Source organism: uncultured Allofournierella sp., assembly GCA_944382705.1.
In the GTDB taxonomy this organism is placed as follows: Bacteria; Bacillota; Clostridia; order Oscillospirales; family Ruminococcaceae; genus Allofournierella.
Genome location: CALWNE010000058.1, coordinates 24,115 through 45,918, shown reverse-complemented (window position 1 = coordinate 45,918; position 21,804 = coordinate 24,115). Strand labels below are relative to the sequence as shown.

At 49.4% G+C, this 21,804-nt stretch carries 24 protein-coding genes and 1 other annotated feature (1 of these 25 only partly in view); all 24 genes read left to right on the top strand.

The window, feature by feature from the left end; all coding sequences use genetic code 11:
* The coding region (gene dnaE / locus ACH2EM_RS09145; RefSeq protein ID WP_395152089.1) for a DNA polymerase III subunit alpha at positions 1-1,659 on the top strand (1,659 nt) is incomplete at its 5' end.
* Positions 1,660-1,789: 130 nt separating this feature from the next.
* Entirely contained in the window at positions 1,790-2,764 is a 975-nt protein-coding gene (gene pfkA, locus ACH2EM_RS09140; RefSeq protein ID WP_395152087.1) for a 6-phosphofructokinase, read from the top strand.
* Between the two features lie 676 nt (positions 2,765-3,440).
* Complete coding sequence (locus ACH2EM_RS09135; protein WP_395152085.1) at positions 3,441-4,097, top strand: sporulation protein YunB; 657 nt, start codon at positions 3,441-3,443, stop codon at positions 4,095-4,097.
* A 194-nt stretch (positions 4,098-4,291) separates the two neighbouring features.
* Positions 4,292-6,274 (top strand): NAD-dependent DNA ligase LigA, encoded by a 1,983-nt coding sequence (gene ligA, locus ACH2EM_RS09130; protein WP_395152083.1) that lies wholly within the window; start codon positions 4,292-4,294, stop codon positions 6,272-6,274.
* A gap of 117 nt (positions 6,275-6,391) precedes the next feature.
* Entirely contained in the window at positions 6,392-7,291 is a 900-nt protein-coding gene (locus tag ACH2EM_RS09125) for an ATPase, T2SS/T4P/T4SS family (protein WP_395152081.1), read from the top strand.
* Positions 7,288-7,758 carry a hypothetical protein gene (locus tag ACH2EM_RS09120; RefSeq protein WP_395152079.1) on the top strand — a complete coding sequence of 157 codons (471 nt, stop codon included), beginning with the start codon at positions 7,288-7,290 and terminating at the stop codon, positions 7,756-7,758. The genes ACH2EM_RS09125 and ACH2EM_RS09120 overlap by 4 nt, the downstream gene beginning before the upstream one ends.
* Positions 7,759-7,785: 27 nt before the next feature.
* The gene (spoIIIAC, locus tag ACH2EM_RS09115) at positions 7,786-7,980 is read left to right on the top strand and encodes a stage III sporulation protein AC (protein WP_395152077.1); all 195 of its coding nucleotides are present in this window, start codon (positions 7,786-7,788) and stop codon (positions 7,978-7,980) included.
* A 10-nt stretch (positions 7,981-7,990) separates the two neighbouring features.
* Positions 7,991-8,371, top strand: coding sequence for a SpoIIIAC/SpoIIIAD family protein (locus ACH2EM_RS09110; protein WP_395152075.1), 381 nt, complete (start codon positions 7,991-7,993; stop codon positions 8,369-8,371).
* Positions 8,368-9,417, top strand: a complete 1,050-nt coding sequence (locus tag ACH2EM_RS09105) for a hypothetical protein (protein WP_395152073.1) — start codon at positions 8,368-8,370, stop codon at positions 9,415-9,417. The genes ACH2EM_RS09110 and ACH2EM_RS09105 overlap by 4 nt, the downstream gene beginning before the upstream one ends.
* The gene (locus ACH2EM_RS09100; protein ID WP_395152071.1) at positions 9,418-9,852 is read left to right on the top strand and encodes a hypothetical protein; all 435 of its coding nucleotides are present in this window, start codon (positions 9,418-9,420) and stop codon (positions 9,850-9,852) included.
* Between the two features lie 79 nt (positions 9,853-9,931).
* Positions 9,932-10,363: a stage III sporulation protein AG gene (locus ACH2EM_RS09095; protein ID WP_395152069.1), complete on the top strand. Its 432-nt coding sequence runs from the start codon at positions 9,932-9,934 to the stop codon at positions 10,361-10,363.
* Positions 10,364-10,377: 14 nt separating this feature from the next.
* Positions 10,378-11,013: a SpoIIIAH-like family protein gene (locus ACH2EM_RS09090; protein WP_395152067.1), complete on the top strand. Its 636-nt coding sequence runs from the start codon at positions 10,378-10,380 to the stop codon at positions 11,011-11,013.
* Positions 11,014-11,164: 151 nt separating this feature from the next.
* Positions 11,165-11,539 (top strand): Asp23/Gls24 family envelope stress response protein, encoded by a 375-nt coding sequence (locus ACH2EM_RS09085; RefSeq protein ID WP_395152065.1) that lies wholly within the window; start codon positions 11,165-11,167, stop codon positions 11,537-11,539.
* A 74-nt stretch (positions 11,540-11,613) separates the two neighbouring features.
* The gene (nusB, locus tag ACH2EM_RS09080) at positions 11,614-12,048 is read left to right on the top strand and encodes a transcription antitermination factor NusB (RefSeq protein WP_395152063.1); all 435 of its coding nucleotides are present in this window, start codon (positions 11,614-11,616) and stop codon (positions 12,046-12,048) included.
* A 3-nt stretch (positions 12,049-12,051) separates the two neighbouring features.
* Entirely contained in the window at positions 12,052-12,981 is a 930-nt protein-coding gene (locus ACH2EM_RS09075) for a glycoprotease (protein ID WP_395152061.1), read from the top strand.
* The gene (gene xseA, locus ACH2EM_RS09070; protein WP_395152059.1) at positions 12,974-14,188 is read left to right on the top strand and encodes an exodeoxyribonuclease VII large subunit; all 1,215 of its coding nucleotides are present in this window, start codon (positions 12,974-12,976) and stop codon (positions 14,186-14,188) included. The genes ACH2EM_RS09075 and xseA overlap by 8 nt, the downstream gene beginning before the upstream one ends.
* Entirely contained in the window at positions 14,185-14,442 is a 258-nt protein-coding gene (gene xseB, locus ACH2EM_RS09065; protein WP_395152057.1) for an exodeoxyribonuclease VII small subunit, read from the top strand. Before xseA ends, xseB begins: the two co-directional genes overlap by 4 nt.
* Positions 14,439-15,320, top strand: a complete 882-nt coding sequence (locus ACH2EM_RS09060) for a polyprenyl synthetase family protein (protein ID WP_395152055.1) — start codon at positions 14,439-14,441, stop codon at positions 15,318-15,320. Before xseB ends, ACH2EM_RS09060 begins: the two co-directional genes overlap by 4 nt.
* A 23-nt stretch (positions 15,321-15,343) precedes the next feature.
* Positions 15,344-15,814 carry a divergent PAP2 family protein gene (locus ACH2EM_RS09055; RefSeq protein ID WP_395152053.1) on the top strand — a complete coding sequence of 157 codons (471 nt, stop codon included), beginning with the start codon at positions 15,344-15,346 and terminating at the stop codon, positions 15,812-15,814.
* An 18-nt stretch (positions 15,815-15,832) separates the two neighbouring features.
* Positions 15,833-17,698: a 1-deoxy-D-xylulose-5-phosphate synthase gene (gene dxs / locus ACH2EM_RS09050; protein WP_395152051.1), complete on the top strand. Its 1,866-nt coding sequence runs from the start codon at positions 15,833-15,835 to the stop codon at positions 17,696-17,698.
* Complete coding sequence (locus ACH2EM_RS09045; protein WP_395152049.1) at positions 17,695-18,498, top strand: TlyA family RNA methyltransferase; 804 nt, start codon at positions 17,695-17,697, stop codon at positions 18,496-18,498. Before dxs ends, ACH2EM_RS09045 begins: the two co-directional genes overlap by 4 nt.
* A gap of 54 nt (positions 18,499-18,552) precedes the next feature.
* Positions 18,553-19,401, top strand: coding sequence for an NAD(+)/NADH kinase (locus ACH2EM_RS09040; RefSeq protein ID WP_395152047.1), 849 nt, complete (start codon positions 18,553-18,555; stop codon positions 19,399-19,401).
* Between the two features lie 6 nt (positions 19,402-19,407).
* Positions 19,408-19,875, top strand: coding sequence for an arginine repressor (locus ACH2EM_RS09035; RefSeq protein ID WP_395152045.1), 468 nt, complete (start codon positions 19,408-19,410; stop codon positions 19,873-19,875).
* Positions 19,876-19,903: 28 nt separating this feature from the next.
* Positions 19,904-21,562: a DNA repair protein RecN gene (gene recN, locus ACH2EM_RS09030; protein ID WP_395152043.1), complete on the top strand. Its 1,659-nt coding sequence runs from the start codon at positions 19,904-19,906 to the stop codon at positions 21,560-21,562.
* 45 nt (positions 21,563-21,607) lie between these two features.
* Positions 21,608-21,804, top strand: a binding site (T-box leader); it runs 47 nt beyond the window's last position.

Sequence of the window (21,804 nt, the reverse complement as noted above, 5' to 3'; positions counted from 1 at the left end):
CGGCCCGGCCCCATGGACTCCATCCCAACCTACCTGCGCAACCGCAGCCAGCCAGAAAAAGTGCAGTACAAAACCCCGCAGCTGGCTCATATTCTGGATGTTACCAATGGCTGCATTGTGTACCAGGAACAGGTAATGCAAATTTGCCGGGAACTGGCCGGCTTCTCACTGGGACAGGCAGACCTTGTGCGCCGTGCCATGAGTAAGAAAAAGCACGATGTCATGGAGCGAGAACGCCAGCATTTCGTCCACGGCAGTCAGGAACCAGGTGCAGAATGCGTGGGCTGTGTGGCGAACGGAATTGATGAAGCAACCGCAAATGCCATTTTCGACGACATGTCCAGCTTTGCATCCTATGCCTTCAATAAATCCCATGCGGCCTGTTATGCTTATGTAGCTTATCAAACAGCCTATCTGAAGTGCCACTATCCCATAGAGTTTATGGCGGCCCTTCTCACCAGTGTTCTGGATAACACCGATAAGGTCATTGAATATTCATCCGAATGTCAGCGGCTGGGCATCAAGGTTCTGCCCCCTGATATCAATGTGAGTGATGGAGGTTTTACGGCGCATCAGGGAAGCATTCGATTTGGTTTGAATGCCGTTAAGAATGTGGGCAGAAACCTGATTGCTGCGGTTGTAGCGCAGCGTAAGCAGGAGCCGTTCCGGTCCCTATATGATTTTTGCAAGCGAATGCGAGGAACGGAACTGAACCGCCGGGCAGTGGAAAGCCTGATTAAATGCGGCGCTTTTGATGAAATGGGCGCCACCCGGCGGGCCATGCTGCAAAGTATTGAGGCTATTTTAAAAAGTGTAGAAAACGACAGCCGCAAAAATGTAGCTGGCCAGCTGGATTTATTCAGTCAGATGAGTGCCGAAGATGATATGGACGATTACCACATGCCCGCTGTGGCGGAGTATCCTTTGCAGGAACTTTTGCAGATGGAAAAAGAGGTAAGCGGCCTGTATCTGTCTGGCCATCCCTTGGACTCTTATCGGCAAATCATCAAAAATATATCCGCTTGCAAGATTAGTGAATTGACTTGTGAAGATGCAAAACGGTACGATAACAGTGTTGTAAAGGTAGTTTGTGCGGTTATCAAGACCAAATTCATGACCACCCGTTCCAACACCATGATGGCCTTTACAAGCATCGAGGATTTGTCTGGTACCATGGAAGTGATTGTGTTTCCTAAAGTTCTTGCCAACTGCCGGGATGCTTTGCAGGACAATGCGGTTGTAGTAGTGCAGGGCAGGGTCTCTATAAAGGATGACGAAGCAGCCAAGCTTATAGCGGAGGAAATTGTGGATATCAGCCGTTACGAAAGCCGTTTGGGTACTTATGAATCACCACAGCCCGCAGTCACACAAAAAGCGCCGCAGCCTGTTGAACCAGCTGCCGATGCAGCTCAGGCGGAGCAGATGCCTGCAAAGCCTCAAAAAGGGCTGTATCTCAAGCTGCCCAGTAAGGACTGCCCGGCGTTTCGCAAAGTAGAAAATCTGCTAAAGATTTTTGAAGGTGCCGTTCCGGTGTATATGTACTTCGAGGATCAAAGTCAACTGATGCTGGCACCTCGCTCCATGTGGGCTGCACACCATGCAGCGCTGTACCGGGAGCTCAAGCGAATTTTGGGCGAAAAGAATGTGGCCATTCGGTAATGCCAGAGAATTCTCTGGATTTCTTGGGGAAAGTTAAAAAATTGTTTTGCATTTTTGTTGCCTTGATGTTATAATTATATCAATGTTGTGAGATGAATCGACAGGTTTAATTTTTAGGAGGGGCTAACTTATGTACAAGGAAATCAAGACCATCGGCGTGCTTACCAGCGGCGGCGATGCACCTGGCATGAACGCAGCAGTTCGTGCGGTTGTGCGTACTGCCTTGAGCAAGGGCATCCGTGTTATGGGCATTCAGCGTGGCTACAATGGCCTGTTGAATGGCGAAGTATACGAAATGAACCTGCGCAGCGTTTCTGAAATTATCCACCGGGGCGGTACCATTCTGTACACGGCCCGCTGCTTGGAATTTGTTGACCCCGAGTATCAAAAAAAGGGTGCTGAAAAATGCGCTGAATTGGGCATTGACGCCATAGTTGTAATTGGTGGCGATGGCTCTTTCCGTGGTGCTTGCGCTCTGGCAAACCTGGGCATTCCCTGCATTGGCATTCCTGGCACCATTGATAACGACATTGCTTGCAGTGAGTACACCATCGGTTACGATACCGCCATGAACACTGCGGTGGAAATGATCGACAAGCTGCGTGATACTACGCAAAGCCATGACCGTTGCAGTGTTGTTGAGGTTATGGGCCGCAATGCAGGTTACATTGCCCTGAATGTGGGCATTGCCACCGGTGCTTTGGCTATTTTGATTCCGGAGCGCCCCTATGATTTGGATCACGACATTCTGGCTCGTATGCGCAAAACCCAGAAAACCGGCAAGAAACATTTCATTGTTATTGTTGCCGAGGGGATTGGTCATACCCAGGAGCTGGCCGCTGAAATCCAGGCACAAACCGGTATTGATTCCCGCGCAACAATCCTGGGCCATGTGCAGCGTGGCGGTTCTCCCACCTTGCGTGACCGTGTAACCGCTTCTCAGATGGGCTATCATGCAGTAAATCTGCTGGAAAAGGGAATTTTCAACCGTGTAGTTGCAATTTCTGCCGATAAAATTGTGGACTATGATATCAATGTAGCTCTTTCCATGAAGAAAACCATCGATACCATTATGCTGGATGTGGCCAACACCATTTCCATCTAATAATTATCCTCGAACCATCTATATTGTCCTTGAACACATCCTATTTTGTCCATGACCGGATAGGATAAACAAGGGTAAAACAAAGAGAGAATTGCTCAATATGGGCAGTTCTCTCTTTTTTTATTTACGCAGATTCTCCAATATCCTCTGCTGTTCTCTGCCTCTCACCGATTGAGTTTTTGGCAGGCAGTAAGCAGGAAGGTGTAGCCGGACAGCCTTTTGCCGTCACCTAGAGAGAATGGATTTTCTCTTAAAATCTATTAAATACTCTTATTTTCTCCTGTTTTCTTTTGTCTTTAAATAACTACAAACCTCTTTTCGTTATCCCTGATTATTTCTAATTTACTCTAATCTATTCCAATCTCTCCCTGCGCTCCACTCAAATATCCACTGGAGCTGCATCTGGAAAACCGGTTTTATCGTGTGCGAAACAGGGTGATATAGGAGCCAGCGGTGGTTCCCGGAGAGCCGAGAGGAAAAGGACAAAATAGAGGGGAGAGTAGGGACAAAATAGGATGGGAGTGTACAATAATTTTTATGCTGCCCAGAGCAGCTGTTCTGCGTTTATTGTTGCAGAATAGCTGCTCTTTTTGTTTCCCTCAGGCACATTTTGATTAAACAATGAATATATCAGTATAGAATTTAAATCAACCTAAGGGGCAGGAGGGCAGATTTTATGCAAACAAAACAGGCAAACCGCTACCAAACCGCTCCAACCAGGCATGGGGGCTGCAAGCGTCGGCTGGCCGGGTTACTGATGCTGGTGGGAATCTGTCTGTTTGGTCTTGTTCGGCTGGACTGCTCCCTGAGGCCCATCATTGAGGCGACAATTTCCCGCCAGGCAGAGCATTTTTTAATAAGAACAATCCAGCAAACCTATCATACATTGCTGCAGCAACAACCAAATCTTTACCAAAATCTTTATGAGGTCAGCTATAACCAGGCAGGCCAGGTGCAAAGCATTCAGGTGAATGGTTTGGCTGTAAGCCGGCTTGAGGATGCACTGGCAGAACAGCTAACGCAGCAGCTGGCGCAATCCCAGCAGATGCGTTTTTACATTCCGCTGGGTACTTTATTGGACATTCAGCTGTTCCAGCAATCTGGCCCAGACTTGGAAATTCAACTGGTTCCGCTTACTACACCCCAAACCGAAACTGTTACATCCTTTGAAAGCGTGGGAATCAACCAATCACGGTGGGAACTGACTTTGGATGTACAGCTGGAATTGGGGGCTCTCTATGCAGGGCAGACGATGGCCGTTCGTGTTAACAGCAAGGTGCTTGCGGCTCAGGTGCTAATTGTAGGCCAGGTGCCGCAGGTAAATGTGGAATAGTATGCTTTAATAGGGGAGAACAGTTTTAAAAACTGCTCTCCCTTTGCTTAATTTTGCTAGGAAATGTGCTATAATAAACAACTAGGCGATGCTTTCTACTCATGACAGAGTATTCTCGCCATAAAGGATTTTTTCGACGGCCTATCACTTTGCGGTAAGACGGAGAAGATCCTGCAAAAAACGAGGTGACTTTTTTGGAATTGGAACAGGCAAAGCAGCGAATTCAGGAGCTGCGAACCATCATTGAATACAATAACCAACTTTATTACGATCAGGATGCCCCTGAACTGGAAGACTTTGAATACGATGCCCTAAACCGTGAACTGAAAGAGCTGGAAGCTCAGTTCCCTCAGTTGATTACGGCGGATTCTCCCACCCAAAAAGTAGGTGGCACCCCTTCCGGCCGTTTTGCCAAGGTAACCCACGCAGTTAAGATGGAAAGCCTTCAGGATGCGTTTTCTTTGGAAGAACTGCGGGAATTTGACCGCCGGGTTCGTGCAGAGGGGATTCAGCCTCGATATGTGGTGGAATCCAAGATCGATGGTCTTTCTGTTAGCCTGGAATATGAAAACGGGGTTTTTGTGCGTGGATCTACCCGGGGCGATGGCATTGTAGGCGAAGATGTTACGCAAAATTTGGCTGTTATTAAGGATATCCCCAAACAGCTGGTGGATGCACCTGCTTTTTTAGAGGTGCGAGGCGAGGTGTATATGCCTCACTCCGCCTTTGTGCAGCTGGTGGAGGAACAGGAACTCAACGACAAACAACCCTTTAAAAATCCACGCAATGCAGCGGCAGGCTCCCTGCGTCAAAAGGACAGCCGCATCACCGCCAGTCGTGGACTTTCCGTTTTTGTTTTTAACATCCAGCAGATTCAGGGCAAACAGCTGAACGGCCACAAAGAAAGCTTGGACTATGTAAAGGATTTGGGTTTTCCGGTTTCGCCCAACTATAAAGTATACGACACCATGGAAGAAGCCATCCAACGAATTGAGGAGATTGGCCAGCTGCGAGGAACGCTGCCCTACGACATCGACGGTGCTGTCATCAAGGTTGATGACTTTAATCAGCGGGCACAGCTTGGAAGCACCAACAAATTTCCTCGCTGGGCAGTGGCTTTTAAATATCCCCCTGAGGAAAAAGAAACACAGTTGCTGTCGGTGGATATTACCGTTGGCCGTACTGGTGTGCTTACCCCTACGGCTGTATTTAAACCGGTACAACTGGCAGGGACCACGGTCTCCCGTGCTATTCTGCACAACCAGGATTTTATCCGTCAAATGGATATTCGTCTGGGTGATACGATTCTTGTGCGTAAGGCTGGGGACATTATCCCGGAGGTGGTCGCCGTTACGCAGCACGCCGAAGGTGCAGAACCCTTTGAAATGCCCTCCATCTGCCCGTCCTGCGGCGCAGTTGCGGTGCGTTTGGAGGGCGAGGCTGCCTTGCGCTGCGTAAACCCGGAATGCCCAGCACAGGCCTTGCGCAATATCATTCACTTTGCTAGCCGGAATGCCATGAACATTGATGGCCTGGGCAAGGCAGTGGCTTCGCAGCTGGTGGAAAAAGGATATGTCCAGTCGGTAGCCGATATATACGAACTTACAATGGAGCAACTTTTGGAATTGGAAAAATTCAAGCAAAAGAGTGCACAAAATCTGCTGAATGCCATCCAAAATTCCAAAGGCAATAATCTGGACAAGCTGCTGTTTGGACTGGGAATCCGAAACATAGGCGAAAAAGCGGCAGCCCTGTTGTCAGAACAATTCCGCACGATGGACGCTATTGCTGCAGCTGATGTGGAGCAGATTGCTAAAATTGAAGGGTTTGGTCAGGTGATGGCGGAAAGTGTGGTGGCATTCTTTTCTAAGGAAGGCACCGCCGATTTGCTGGCCCGCTTGAAAGAAGCCCAGGTCAATATGGAATGGATTGGGCAGGAGAAAGGGGATGCATTGGCTGGCATGACCCTGGTTGTTACCGGTACACTGCCCACCTTGTCTCGTTCTGAGGCAGAAGCTCTGATTGTAAACAACGGCGGTAAAGCCAGCGGCTCAGTTTCCAAAAAAACAGCCTATGTGGTAGCTGGCGAAGCAGCTGGCTCCAAACTTACCAAAGCGCAGCAATTGGGCATCCCTGTATTGACAGAAGAAGAATTTTTGCAGCTGCTTGAGCAATAATCGACTGTTTACGAAAGAAGAAATCCTCGGCCTGGTTTTATTCCAGGTCGGGGATTTTTTTGGTCTACTTGCAGGTACAAACTGCATACTGATATAGCAAAAGGAGCGTGAAAGAAAATGGACGAGTTTTACCAGGCTATTCAGCGATTGCCGCAAGACATTCAGTCTGCCCTGGCCAGTATCCTGCCAAACCAGGCAAAGCAAATTTATGAAATTCGGCTGCGCAGCAATCGGCCCATTGTGTGCTCCACTGCACAGGGCCCCCAGCTGGCGGAGGTTTTAACCCAAGGGAAATTGACCAGGCCTCTGTCTCACAGCCAACTGCAAGAATGCTTTTACGATTTATGCCAGCGTTCGGTCCACAGCTATGAGCAGCAGCTGAACCAAGGATTCATTACCTTGCCCGGCGGCCATCGAGTGGGTATTGCAGGAATATTTCACCGGGATCAGGGCAAATTGCGTGGCATCCAAACCATCACTTCCCTTAACATCCGCATCGCTCGTGCAGTGTACGCAGTACTGCCGGTGGAGTTGGAGCAAAATCTCACCAGGGATTTTGCTGGTATGTTGTTGATTGGCCCGCCGGGCAGCGGCAAAACCACCTTGCTGCGCACGCTGCTTTCGGCCCTGAGTGGGGCAGGCCGCAAAACGGCTGTGGCGGATGAACGGCAGGAGTTGTGGCCCTGTGGCCCCCAAGGATTTTGTACCCCCGTACCATTGCACTGCGATGTAATAAGTGGCTGTCAAAAACAGATGGCACTGGCCATGGCTTTGCGCTGTCTTGGGCCGGAAATTTTGGCCTGTGATGAACTGGGCGGTCTGGAAGAATGGTCCTTGATGAAACAATGTTCTGCCGCCGGGGTGCAGGTGCTTTGCACAATTCATGGCAGCGGAGTAGGGGATGCGCTGAACCGTCTGGACTGCACACCCCAGGAACTGGCCAGTTGTTTTCGGGTCTGTGTGGTCCTTAAACCAGGAGCTCCTGCCGGCCGCATTCAAGAAATTATCCCCTTATGATGCTGCTGAAGTTTCCTGGAGCATTACTGCTGGTTTGCGTGGGGTTTGGAGTCGGAAGGGAATGGACGCAGAAACTTCGTCACAGGTGTTTGTTTTGGCAGCAAATGGGGGAGTTGCTTTGTTATATTCAGGATGCGGTGTTTTACCAGGCGGTCTCCCTGGAATCGTTACACCAACAGCTGGTACAGCAACAAGCTTATCCGATGCTGAATCTGCAAATGCAGCCATCACTGGCGGGGTTTTGCTTTCCTGATTGGGTTACACCTCAACAAAGTTCTGCCTTCCGGGAGCTTTTTTCGCAGCTGGGATGCATCACCGCAGCCCAGTTGTGCGATAGAATCCCTTACTATGTCCGGCTATGCGAGCAGCACCAAAAGAAACAGCAGGAACTTTCAATCCAGGCGGAGGCTCTTTATCCTAAGGCGGGCTTTTGTGCGGGCCTTCTTGCAGCGATTCTGCTGTTTTAAAAAAGAAAGGATGTGAGGATAGGCTCTATGAACATTGACTTGGTATTTAAAATTGCAGCGATTGGCATCATTGTTGCAGTCCTCAATCAGCTGCTTATACGGTCTGGAAGAGAGGACCAGGCTATGATGACCACTCTGGCCGGGCTGATTGTGGTGTTATCCATGCTGGTGCAGCAAATCAGTGAATTGTTTGTAACCATTAAAGGGCTGTTTAGCTTATAGGGATGTTGATATGGAACTGTTTCAGCTGGTGGCATTTGTTTTAGTAAGTGCATTTCTTACCGGGCTGGTGCGTCAATATCAGCCGGCGTACGGATTTGTGTGTTTGCTAGCCTGCTCGGTTGTATTATTGCTGTATCTATTCGGGGTTTGTCAGCCGGTACTGGAGTGGCTGGCCACCGGGGCGGAATATCTGAATCAACGCAACTTATCTGTGGTACTTAAAACCGCCGGTATCGCCCTCACAGCACAGACCGTTCAGGATTTATGCAAAGATGCCGGAATGACGGCTTTGGCTGGCACTGTGGAACTGGCGGGGCGCTGCCTGATTCTTATTTGTGCACTGCCCCTTTTTGAAACAATTTTAGAATCGCTGGTGATTTTTTTACAATGAAACGATTGTTTTGTATCCTTCTACTGGCTGTATTTCTAACGCTGGAAGTATCGGCTGCACAGGAGCTGCCCCGTGAAGCCCAGAACATCCTGGAAAAACCAGGCATAACAGCCCAGCAATTTCAGTCCATGAACCTCAGCGATCTTGTGGAGCCGCTGCTTAACCAAGCAAAAGAATGGCTGACAAGCCCTGTTAAATTGGGCGTAGGGCTTTTGTCTGGGTGCTTTCTGGGGGCGGCTGTTCTTTCTCTTGTTCCAGGCAGTCAATGGGCTGCGCCTCTGGAAACTGTCTGCATTCTGTCCATCTTTGGAGTGGGACTTCTCCCCATGTTGGAATTGATGAACGATATTGTAACATCGGTACAGGAGTGGCAGATTTACCTGGTGGGATTTATTCCGGTGTTTTCCGGCGCCATGATAAGCTGCGGCCAGATTACCCAGGCAGCAGTGTATAGCGGTATGTTTTTAGGAATGGCTGCATTTTCCGCTCAGCTGATTTCTCAAGCAGCACTTCCGTTGCTTCAGGTGTATCTGGCCCTTAATACCGCCGGGGGCATTTTTGGCATTCCCGGGCTGCCCCAAGCCTGCCAGATTCTTCACAAGGGTGTAAAATGGGCACTTACACTACTTTGCACCGCATTTACCGGTGTATTGGGGCTGCAAACCGTTCTGGCACAAGGTGCCGATGAACTTACCCTTCGTACCGGTAAGCTGCTCACCAGCGGCATTCCGGTGGTAGGAACCGTTGCATCTCAGGCCATGGGGAGTGTGCTCAGTGGATTAAAGGTATTGAAGGGTTCTTTGGGGTTTGCAGCCATAGCCTTTTTGGTGATTCAGTTTGCACCGGTATTTGTTCAGAGTCTGGGGTATTATTTTGCTTACACCGGCGGCGCTGCGGTGGCAAAAGCCATTGATTTGCCCAAGGCTTCTCAAATTTTAGATGGGATGAGCCAGGCGGTGGCACTTTGTCTTTCCTTTTTAATCTTCTTTTTTATGTTGATCGTGTTGGCAACTGCTTTAATGGTCTTAATGGGAGGGGGAGGTTAGGTGAAACACTGGGCCATGACGGTATGCGTGTGCTGTATTGTGGCAGGGGGACTTTCCATGCTTTTGCCTAAAAAAGAGTACACAAAAAGCATAAAGACAGTACTGGCGCTATATATTTTAGTATCAGCCATTCAGCCTGTATCCTGGCAGCTGGAAGATTGGACTGGTTTTACCAGCCAAAGTGCTGCGCTGCAACCGATTGATTTGCAGCCCTATACCCAGCAGCTGGAGCAGCAGGCGCTGCAATCTCAGTTGGAACAACTGCTGGAACAGCAAGGACTGACAGCTCAGGTATCCGTGAACAGTATGGATCCGCTTTCCATCACTGTTTGGCCGCAAACTGAAAGGAAAGGGGAGGTGTTGAACGCCGTTCAACAGGCATTGGCTGGAATGGGAAGCGTGGAAGTGTTGCTGGAGGAAACCAATGGAGCATGATTTGTTTAAAAAGCTAACCAATCCCGCCTCCTGGAACAGAAGCAGTCTGTTGTTTTTTGCTGGAATTCTAGGTGTTTTTTTGTTGCTTGGAGGCAGTCACCTTCCAAACATTCAAAGCAAGAGTGAATCGGATGCGGTGGTTCAAAACAGCACGGATCAAGAGGTTTACACCCAGCAGCTGGAGCAAAAGCTCACCCGCTTGCTAAGTAAGATTGCAGGAGCAGGGGAGATACAAGTGGCTGTAACACTGGAAAGCAGCAGTCAAACGGTTTATGCCTTGGACGAAAAAAGTCAGCAGCAAACTGGAAGCCAGGAGTATGAACACATTTTACTGGAAGCAGATGGAAGGCAGCAGGCTTTGGTGGAAATGGTGTGGGAACCTGAAATTCGCGGCATTGCAGTGGTATGCCAGGGAGCGCAGGATGTGCGGGTGCAAACCCAAATTACCGAGGCCATCTCAGTACTTACCGGAGTATCGGCCAATCGAATCAGCATTGCAACAATGAGCTAAACGGAGGGAACAAGATGAAATCCAAAAAAGCAAGCCAGAAAATGACCTTTGTAACCCTGGCAGTGGCACTGGGTGCTGCGGTGTACCTGAACTGGGAGTACGCCAAAAGTACCGATACACTGCCGGTGGATGTGCCGGTGTTAGAAACAGCCGCTGTTCAACAGGAAGATACTCAGGCGGAAAACACCTCGCTGGTTTTGGATGCCCTGCCCACCAATGGGGAGATGGACGCCACCGAATCGGCCGATAAGAACTACGGGGAAGCCCAGCTGGTTAGCGTAAGCGAGCCTACGGGTACGCAGTTTTTTGAACAGGCAAGACTCTCCCGCACAAAAAGCAGGGATGAAGCACTGGATACCCTGCAAAAGAGCCTGAAAAACGCCAAGCTTACAGATGAAGAAAAGGAAAGCCTTACCGCTGCCCTCAGCCAGACGCTGGCCAGCATGACAGCGGAAAGCGATATCGAAGCACTGGTGAAAGCAAAGGGCTTTGTGGATTGCGTGGCATTTTTGCAGGACGGCAAAGCCAATATTACGGTTATGACTACAAGCGACGGACTGAATTCCAGCGAGGTAGCTCAAATTCGGGATATTGTAGTAAGTAAATCTGCGGTTGAACCCCAGAATATTACCATTGTGGAAGTAAAATAGCTTGTAGAATGCACAAAAAAGTGGTATAATGTGCCCACTGGTATATTGTGTTACAAGCATCCCCGGCGGTGTGGGTTAATTCACCGCCGGGTTCTGTGTGAAGGGTAAAGCTCACTTTGCACAGCAATCTAGCTTTGGGAGGTTTCAAAATATGGAAGTTTCAAATTCCGTAGTAAACGGCAGCTTGCAGATTTCCAGCGAGGTAATTGCAAAAATCGCTCGGTTGGCAGCCCTCGAAATCGATGGCGTAAAAGATGTATGCGCTGGCACCGCCGGGGTCAAGGGGCTTCTGGGTCGTGTGGCGCCTCAAAAGCATGTTTGTGTGGAGCTGCTGGAGGATGTGGCTGAAATCACCGTTCACCTTCAGGTGTTGTATGGCAGCAAAATCCCCACCGTTTGCGAAAAAGTACAGCAGAGTGTAAAAAATGCTGTGCAAAATATGACCAGCATTACTGTATCTCGGGTAAACATTGTTGTTTCCGGCGTACAGGTACAGCCCGAAACCATCGAACCTCAGCAAGCATAACAAAAAAGCAAGAGCCCTCCCGCTGTTGGCCGTTGTAGCTTAGCAGGAGGGCTGTTGGTTGTGAAAGGATACCTATGGAGAAGTTGAACCGAAGAACCGCACGCGAAAACGCATTTTTTGCAGCATTTGCTGCCACCTTTGATTACGCAATGCCCGAAGAAGTGATTGCCATTCACAACGAGCAGGGCGAAATTGTAGTGGACGAGTTTGGCAAAAAGCTGATTGAATCTTACTACGAGCACAGCGCCGAGGTGAATGATATCATCAAGGCCCATCTGCGGGATTGGACCATTGACCGGATTCCCCGTGTAAGCCTGACCATTCTGCGGCTGGCTCTTAGCGAGATGCTCTACGCCGAGGAGCGTTTGCCCAGTGTGGCGATTAACGAAGCGGTGGAACTGACCAAGAAATTTGGCGGAGAAGACGACTATCAGTTCGTAAATGGCCTGCTTGGCTCTGTGGTGCGCGAACTGGGCCTGGCAGATGCCGATTCTGCTGAACAGGCATAACATATGTATATACTGGGGATTGATACCAGTAACTATGCAACCTCTTTGGCCGTGTACGACGCAGTTGCCAAAGAGGTTGTTTGCGATAAAAAACGCTTTTTGCCAGTAAAGCAAGGGCAGCTTGGGCTGCGCCAGAGCGATGCATTGTTTCACCACACAGTAGCATTGCCGGAACTTTTAAAGGAATTAGCCCAACAGGTGGACCTAAGCAAGGTGCAAGCTGTGGGCGTTTCGGTAAAACCAAGGCAGGTAGAAGGTTCCTATATGCCCTGCTTTCTGGCTGGACAGGCTGCTGCCGTGTCCTTTTGCGCATCTCGCAATCTTCCTATGATTGCAACCAGTCACCAACAAGGCCATGTGGCTGCTGCTTTGCTGGCAGCTGACGATACACTCATGACCAAGAAATGCCTGGTGTTCCATGTGTCGGGGGGCACCACGGATTTGCTTTTGTGCGATGGTATTCATAGCATCCAGTGCATTGGCACCAGCACGGATTTATACGCCGGCCAGGCAGTGGACCGCTTAGGTGTTCATTTGGGATTTGCATTCCCGGCGGGTGTTCAAGTTAGCGAAAAAGCTGCTGAATGCACCGAGGAAATCTCTCCCAAAAGCAGCGTGAAAGGTATGCAGTGCAGCCTTTCCGGCTTGCAAAATCAGTGCGAAGCGTTACTCAAACAGGGGAAAAGCGAGGCATTTGTGTGCCGCTATTGCTTGCTTTGTGTAGCACAAACTGCCATCAAAATGGTAAAAGCTGCCCAAAAAGAGCATCCTGGCTTGCCGATTGTCTTTGCTGGCGGTGTAATGAGCAGTGACATTATCCGTCCCTATGTGCAAAAACACCTGCCGGGCGCAATGTTTGTGCCTGCCCGTTTTTCCAGCGATAACGCCATCGGAGTGGCTCGTATTGCTGCACTGGAGGTACTTCATGGCTGAAATATATAGTGTTACAGCTTTAAATCGTCATGTGCGCTCGCTGTTGGACAGCGATCCGTTTTTAAACAGCATTGCCTTAAAAGGAGAAATCGCCAACTTTGTGCACCACTATAAGAGTGGTCACTTTTACTTTACACTGCGTGATGAATCCTCCAGTGTAAAGGCGGTGATGTTCCGGCAGGAGGCAGGGCGGCTAGCCTTTAAACCCCAGGATGGTATGCGAGTCATTGTGCGATGCCGGGTTAGCCTGTACGAGGGCACTGGAAGTTTTCAGGTTTATGTATCGGATATCTTCCCCGATGGTTTGGGTTCTGCCCAGCTGGCCTTTGAGCAGCTCAAGCAACGCTTGCAGCAGGAAGGTTTATTCCAGATGCAGCACAAGCAGCCAATTCCGCAGCGCCCCGGCGTGATTGGAGTTGTCACCAGTGCTACCGGTGCCGCCTTGCAGGATATTCGCAATGTGCTCCAGCGTCGTTGGCCGGTTGCAAAATTGGTTTTGGCTGCCGTTAATGTTCAAGGCGAAAAGGCCGCCCAGGAAATTGCTGCCGGCATTCGGCTGCTGGACCAAGACCCTCGTGTGGAGGTTATTTTGGTAGCACGGGGCGGTGGAAGCAGGGAAGATCTGTGGGTGTTTAACGATGAGGGTATTGCTCGTGCTGCATTCGCCTGCAAAACACCGCTGATTTCTGCGGTGGGCCATGAAATCGATGTTTCTATTTTGGATTTCGTGGCTGATTTGCGTGCCCCAACGCCCTCTGCTGCTGCGGAGCTGGCAACGCCGGACAAACGGGCCGAACTTGAAAAAATCATGAATATTTCTACGAATATACAGCAGAATATTCAAGCTCGGCTTGAAATGTGTTATAATAGATTTGAGCAGCTGAACAACAAGCGGCAATCCATCACACCTGGTACTCTATGCCAACCTCGGCAACAGGTTTTGCAGCAGCAGCAGCAAAGACTGCAAAACACCGTAGCGCATTTGCTGGAACAAAGTGCATTGCAGCTACAACACCGTGCTGCTTTGGCACATTCTTTAAGTCCTTATCAGGTGCTTGCCCGTGGATACGGCATTCCTACAACTGTAAAGGGAAAAAGCCTTACAGTAGATGAAATTAAAGAAAAACAGCGATTTTATCTGCAAGGATACCAGCAAAAAGTTCTCTGCTATGCCGAACAAGTGGAAGAAATCGAGGAAACTCCATGAAAAAGCCTAAAAACTATGAAGAGGGAATTCAGCAGCTGGACCAACTGTTGGAACAGCTGGCGGATCCCAGCACGCCACTGGATAAAGCTATTAAGCTTTACAGTGATACAGCTAGTCTGGTGGAATTTTGCACCCAAACTTTGGAGCAAGCCAGGCTGGAAATGGAAACGATCTCTGTAAAGTTAAACGGCCTTACAGAGAAAAAAACGCTCAATGAAGCCATTGAAGCCCGAGAGGAGGATATCCTTGCATGAATTACAAAGAACAATATGCAGCGTACCTTCAGCGGTTTGAGCAGGACCTTCAAATTGTTTGTGAGGAATATCTGCCCCAGTCCTCCCAAGTCAGCCAGGCTGCACGATACAGTTTGCTGGCAGGTGGAAAGCGCATTCGGGCTATTTTGTGCATGGCCAGCTGTGAGATGCTGGGTGGTGATGTGGCGGCAGCCAGCCGCTTTGCCTGTGCGGTGGAAATGCTCCACTGCTTTTCGCTGATTCACGATGATTTGCCCTGTATGGACGATGACGATTACCGTCGGGGCAAGCCTTCCTGTCATAAAGCCTATGGCGAAGCGCAGGCGCTCCTGGCAGGAGATGCACTTCTCACCGAAGCGTTTGAGGTCATTGCCGAAACACAAGCCACCCCAGAGTCCCGCATCGAGGCTGTTCGTCAGCTGTCCTTGGGAGGTGGCAGCCGAGGCATGATTTTGGGCCAGGAACTGGACATGGCGTTTGAAAACCAGGTGCCAGATGAAACGCAGCTGCGTATGATTCATAAAAATAAAACAGGTGCTCTGATCAACGCTGCGGTGCAGATGGGCCTGTGTGCAGCACCTGCTACACAGCAAGACCGTCATCTTTTAGAGCAATATGCCTTTGGCATTGGCCTTGTGTTCCAAATCGTGGATGATGTACTGGATATCACCTCCACCAGCGAGGAACTTGGAAAGCCGGTGGGCAGTGACCTGGAAAATGGCAAGGTTACCTTTGCATCCCTTTACGGCCCTCAAAAAGCCATGGAACTGGCTCGAGACCTCAACGAGAAGGTATGCACTGCCTTGGAACAGCAGTATGGCCCTGCGGCAGAATTTCTGGTAGAATTGGCTCGTCAGCTGGTAGATCGCCGGAACTGATATCTTAAGGAAGGAACTTCACAATGATCGCATTTTTCAAAGAGATGTACCAGTGGAATTTTCTGCTGAGCATTCCTCTTACAGGCTGGTTGGTGGCACAGGTGTTAAAGACCATCATCAACGGTATTTTGATGGGGAAGTTTGATGTGGAGCGGATGTGGGGCGCTGGCGGTATGCCCAGTGCACACTCTGCAACAGTGTGTGCGCTGGTTGTTGCGGCGCTGCGCCTGGAGGGAACGCATTCTCCCATCTTTGCCATTACGGTTGTGCTGGCTGTCATTGTTATGTACGATGCCATGGGAGTGCGCCGGGAAGCCGGAGAACAAGCGAAAATTTTGAACCATCTGCTTACCAACTGGATGGACGAAGAAGCCAAACGCACACCCATTTTGGGCGATAAAAAATTAAAGGAAATGGTTGGGCATACCCCCTTTGAAGTTTTGGGTGGGGCCCTTTTGGGTACCGTAATCGGCGCCTTGATCCCAATCATGTAAATAAAGAGGAACAATGCTATGAACTACCCATTGCTGGAACGGATGAAAGATTCGAAGGCATTAAAAAGTCTCTCCAGCCAGGAACTGGAGACTTTATGCCATGAGATTCGGTCCTTTCTGATTGAAAGCGTGTCCAAAACCGGCGGTCATCTTTCGTCAAACCTGGGCACCATCGAACTTACGGTAGCGATTCATCGGGTGTTTCAGACCCCACAGGATAAAATTGTTTTTGATGTAGGACATCAATGCTATACACACAAACTGCTCACCGGACGCAAAGACGGCTTTGAACGCCTTCGCAAGCTGAACGGTTTGTCTGGGTTTCCTGCGCCCTCCGAAAGCGTTCATGATGCCTTTATTGCTGGCCATGGCAATACAGCACTTTCCGTTGCCATTGGTATGGCGAGGGCAAAAAAACTCAAAAATGAGCCTGGCAAGGTGATTGCAATTATCGGAGATGGTGCCTTTACCGGCGGCATGGTCTATGAGGGTATGAACAACATTGATACCCTGAACAACCTGATTGTCATTTTAAATGATAACAAGATGTCCATTTCTAAAAATGTCGGTTCCTTGTCCCGTCATTTAACCATTCTGCGCACCAATCCAGAGTACAATAAAGCTAAGGCAAATACCGAATCCCTTTTGTCGGCTATTCCTTTGGTAGGAAATCCTTTGATTCATCTGCTGCAAGGAGGCAAAATGCTGCTGCGCAGAGGTATTTATGATTCTACTTTATTTGAGGAGATGGGATTTCAATACCTGGGGCCGGTGGATGGGCACGACATCCAAAAGCTGTGTGCTTTGTTCCAAAACCTTCAGCGTCAGGTAGCACCGGTTATTGTGCATGCTGTTACCGTTAAGGGAAAAGGGTTTAAACCTGCCGAAGAAAACCCTGGTGAATTCCACGGTGTTTCGTCTTTTGACCCCAGCCAGATTACAGATCCGGATGTGTCGCCTGCTGCATCTTTTTCTACAGTATTTGGCACCCATCTTTGTGAACTGGCGCAAACCCGCAGCCATGTGTGTGCCATCACTGCTGCCATGAAATATGGCACCGGTCTCCAGTATTTTTACCGGCAATTTCCGGAGCGCTTTTTTGATGTGGGCATGGCTGAACAGCATGCAGTTACCTTTGCCGGAGGGTTGGCCAGCCAGGGGATTCTTCCGGTGGTGGCTATTTATTCCACTTTTTTGCAGCGGTCCTATGACCAGATGATTCACGATGTGAAGCTTATGGAGCTGGATGTTGTATTTGCAGTGGATCGGGCTGGGTTTGTTCCTGGAGATGGGGAGACTCACCAGGGAATTCACGATCCCGCCTATTTTCGGCAGATTGGTATTCCGGTATACGCCCCCTGCAACTACGATGAGTTGCGCTATTGGATGGAGCAGCTATTGGATCACTGCAAAGGCCCCAGAGCTATACGCTATGCTCGTGGTGCACAGCCGGACGCTGTGGCCACTCTCGGTTGCAGCAAGCAACTGTATGATGTCTATCCTTCCAAGGGAGATGCGTCCATCGCATTGGTCACCTATGGTGCCACCGTTGCCGATGTATTTCAGGCTCAGGATCTTTTGGCGCAAGATGGAATGCAAGCGGATGTGTTTAAACTGGTACGCATTCATCCTTTGCCAGAAGATTTTTGCCAGCAGCTCACACGCTATCGCACCATTGTGTTTGTGGAGGAATGCGTTCGTGCAGGCGGCATTGGTGAAGCATTCAAGGCGGCCCTTGCCGAGTTCAAATGGACCGGCTCCTTTATTCACAAGGCTGTGGATTATGCAGGGCAGGTGCCTCATGCATCGGTGCCGGAAATTAAGCAAGTCCTGGGTTTGGATGCCCAGGGTATTATCCGTGATATAAGAGGAACAGTATCTTGAAGATTCGTTTGGACCAATACTTGTGTCAGAATGGTTTGGCACAAAGCAGAGAGCGGGCAAAAGCTCTCATCATGTCTGGCATCGTATTTGTTAACGAGCAAAAATCCGACAAGGCAGGGGAGATGATTTCCTCTGATGCCAAGGTGGAGGTACGGGGCCATGACATCGGTTATGTCAGCCGGGGCGGTTTAAAACTAGAGAAAGCCATGAAGGCTTTTCCTTTAAGCCCCAACGGTAAGGTTTGTATGGATATCGGCGCTTCTACCGGCGGTTTTACCGATTGTATGCTCCAGAATGGTGCGGTGAAGGTATACGCTGTGGATGTGGGATATGGTCAGCTGGCCTGGAAACTGCGCACTGATAGCCGCGTGGTCAATATGGAGCGCACAAACATCCGACATGTTACCCCTGATATGCTGGAGGAACCTGTTGAGTTTTTCAGCGTGGATGTTTCTTTTATTTCATTGAAACATATTTTTCCCGTAGCACAGCGGGTAAGTAAGCCGGGCGCTATGGGCGTTTGCCTGGTAAAACCTCAGTTTGAAGCAGGCAAAGAAAAAGTGGGTAAAAAAGGTGTTGTGCGAGAAGCCAGCACCCACCGGGAGGTTATTTTGCAGGCAGCTGCCTATGCTGTGGAACAAGGCTTTTCGGTAAAGGGGTTGGATTATTCTCCCATCAAGGGTCCTGAAGGCAACATTGAGTTTTTGATGTTTGTTCAAAAGGAAGAAAATCCCCAGCCCATTCAGCAAGAGTGGGTGCAACAGGTGGTGGATGCTGCACACCAGCAGCTGGATGTATAACTACTGCTCTGAATGTTGCAATTAAATATGTAAGAAGGACGGGTGATTTCCAGCATGATGGTGTATATTGTGCCCAATACCACAAAGCCACGGGCTGTTCCGGTAGCGTTGCAAGCCATCGACATCCTGCAAGCGGCCGGTGCTGGTGTAATTCTGGACCCCATGTTTCAGCCAGTCTATCAAAACGATTCGGTAAACTATTTTTCCACTTCAAAGGCGCTGGCATTGTGTGACGCTGTCATTACAGTGGGCGGCGATGGCACCATTCTGCACACTGCAAAGCAGTGTATACACCAGCAGAAACCCATTTTGGGCATCAACCTGGGGCGCACAGGTTTTTTGGCTACCTGCGAAGTAAATGAAATGGAACAAAAACTCGCAGCTCTCGCAAAAAAGAAGTTTCAGCTAGACCGACGAATGCTGCTGAGTGTTACCGTCGATGGCCTTCAGCAGGAGCCAAAAACTGCTTTGAATGATGTGGTAATTTACAAGGGCACCCGTTTGCAAACCATTGATTTCAGCGTTTATTGTGATGATATTCTGGTAAATCACTGTTCGGGCGACGGCATTATTTTGGCAACGCCCACCGGCTCCACCGCTTACTCGCTTTCAGCGGGCGGGCCCATTTTGGATACGCATATCCAAGGCATCGTAGTAAGTACTATCTGTGCGCACAGCTTGCGTCAACCTTCCATGGTTTTTGCGGCAGACCGGCGCTTGCGTATTCAAGTAGACACCCGAGGGCGCAATGATGTGTATTTAAGCACAGACGGAGAGCCGGAACAAACTTTAACAAACCCCTGTAGTGTACAGGTAGAGTTGCTAAAGCAGTGCATCGATTTGATTACCTTTAATCCGGCTGATCAATTTGACGCAATCGATAAAAAACTGAGAGGGAGGTAAATGATTTTGAAAGATGAACGCCACAAAAAAATTCTGGAGCTTATCAAACAGCATCCTATCGACCGACAGGAAGATTTGCTTCAGCATCTGAACAAGGCAGGCTTCTCAGTTACTCAGGCTACTGTATCCCGTGATATCCGGGATTTAAACTTGGTAAAGGTTTCTACCGGAGCGGGCAGTTACCGCTATGTATCTGCTGTTAGCGCAGGTGGCCAGCCTATTCACTCTCAAAGTCGTTTTGAGATGATTTTTCGTGAATCCGTACTGAAAGCGGACTATGCAGGGCACACCGTTTTGGTAAAATGCTTTTCGGGTATGGCCAACGCCGCCTGCGAACTGTTTGATTCCATGGAATGGGACTGTGAAGTGGTTGGCACGCTGTCTGGTGATGATACATTCCTGATTCTAATGAGAACAGAAGCTGATGCCCTTGCTCTATGTCAGCGGCTGTCGCAATACATTACTAAGCACTAACGAGTAAAAGGAGGGCGGGTTAGCTGCAATGCTTACCACACTCAGAATTGAAAATGTAGCCGTTATCGAAAAGGTTACCGTTCAGTTTACAGCTGGCCTGAATGTGCTCACCGGTGAAACTGGTGCGGGTAAATCCATTCTGATTGACTCGATCAGTGCGATTCTGGGCAACCGCATCAGTCGGGATTTGGTTCGTACAGGTACATCTAAGGCTTGCATTTGGGCTACATTTGACCAACTGCCCAAGCAGATTAAAATGCAATTGGAGCAAGCGGGCTATGATGCAGGCGAAGAACTGTTGATTTATAGGGAAATCACAGCAGATGGAAAAAGCAGCTGCCGGATTAATGGTATGCCTGCTACTGCTGCAATTTTGCGGGAGCTTTCCACCGGATTGATTAACATTCATGGCCAACATGATAGTCAAAGCCTAACTGACCCTGCCAAACATCTGGGCATTATTGATGCCTTTGCGCAAAACCAGCTGGAATTCAACGCCTATCGAAAAGTATATAAAGAGCTGGTGGCGGTAAAACGCCAGGCAGATGCTTTAATGCTGGGAGAGGCCGAAAAGCAACGCCGTATGGAGGAGCTTCGCTTTCAACTGGAAGAAATCGATGATGCTGCTCTACAAACCGGCGAAGAGGAACGGCTTACAGCCCGCCGCAAAATTGTTACCCATGCACAAACTATTCTGGAACAACTTTCTAACGCTCATAATGCCTTAGCTGGTGGCGATGAATTTAGCGGTGCGGCAGATATGCTGGGAGATGCCAGCGGTTGTATGGAACAAGCAGCTGCTTTGGATGAATCGCTCCAGCCTTTGCAAGAAAAACTGGCAGACCTATACTATAACACACGGGAACTGGCGGTAGATCTGGCCGCCCGCTTTGAGGAATATGGATTTGACCCCGCAGAATTGAACCATTTGGAAGAACGGCTGGATACCATCTATCGATTGCGGCGCAAATACGGTGCCGACACGGTAGATGACCTTCTGCATCTTGCAGAAAAAGCGCGGGAAGAACTGGAGCACATTGAACGGGCAGACGAAACCCTGGAACAGCTAAACCGGCAAAAGCAAGAGTTGTATCAGGAAGCCAAAAAACTGGCCGAAGCCCTTACTCAAAATCGGCTTAAAGCTTTTAGCCGCATGGAAGAACAGCTGGTAGAAGCTTGTACCTTTTTAAATATGCCAGGTGTGCGCTTTGTGTTACAGCACTCCCGTGGTCCTTTGGCAGGTGCCGGACAGGATACCGTGGAATTCTATATCTCCACTAACCCTGGCGAAGCGCCCAAGCCTCTTGCAAAAATTGCATCTGGCGGCGAGCTTTCTCGTATTATGTTGGCACTCAAAAGCGCTTTGGCAGAAAAGGACTCCATTCCCACTGTTATTTACGACGAGATCGATACAGGTGTTTCCGGCCTTGCAGCCAGCCGAATTGGCGAAAAACTGCGGCAGACCTCCAAGGGCCGGCAGGTGCTGTGTATTACCCATACAGCTCAGATTGCTGCATTGGCTACCAGTCATCTGTTAATTCAGAAAAATGTGGATGGCCAGCGCACTTACACTAAAATTCATCCTCTGGACCAAGCGGGTCGTGTACAGGAACTGGCGCGCATTATTTCTGGTGATCACATTACCGAACTGAGCCTGGCTAACGCACGAGAAATGCTTTCCTTATAAGAAGGATACTTGACAAGCAAAGGTCTTTCGGCTATACTAACCAACATAAATGCATAGATGAGAACCAGTAATTCTGCCCCGTGCAGCACAGAGAGCCCCTGGTTGGTGAAAAGGGGAGTGCACAGCAGAACGAATACATCTCGGAGCAGCGGACTGAACTTGGATAAATAGTAGGTTTTGCCGGGGCGCGCCCGTTACAGCGTGTGGAGTGTTTGCATGCACTCCCTGAGGCCTGCTTTTGC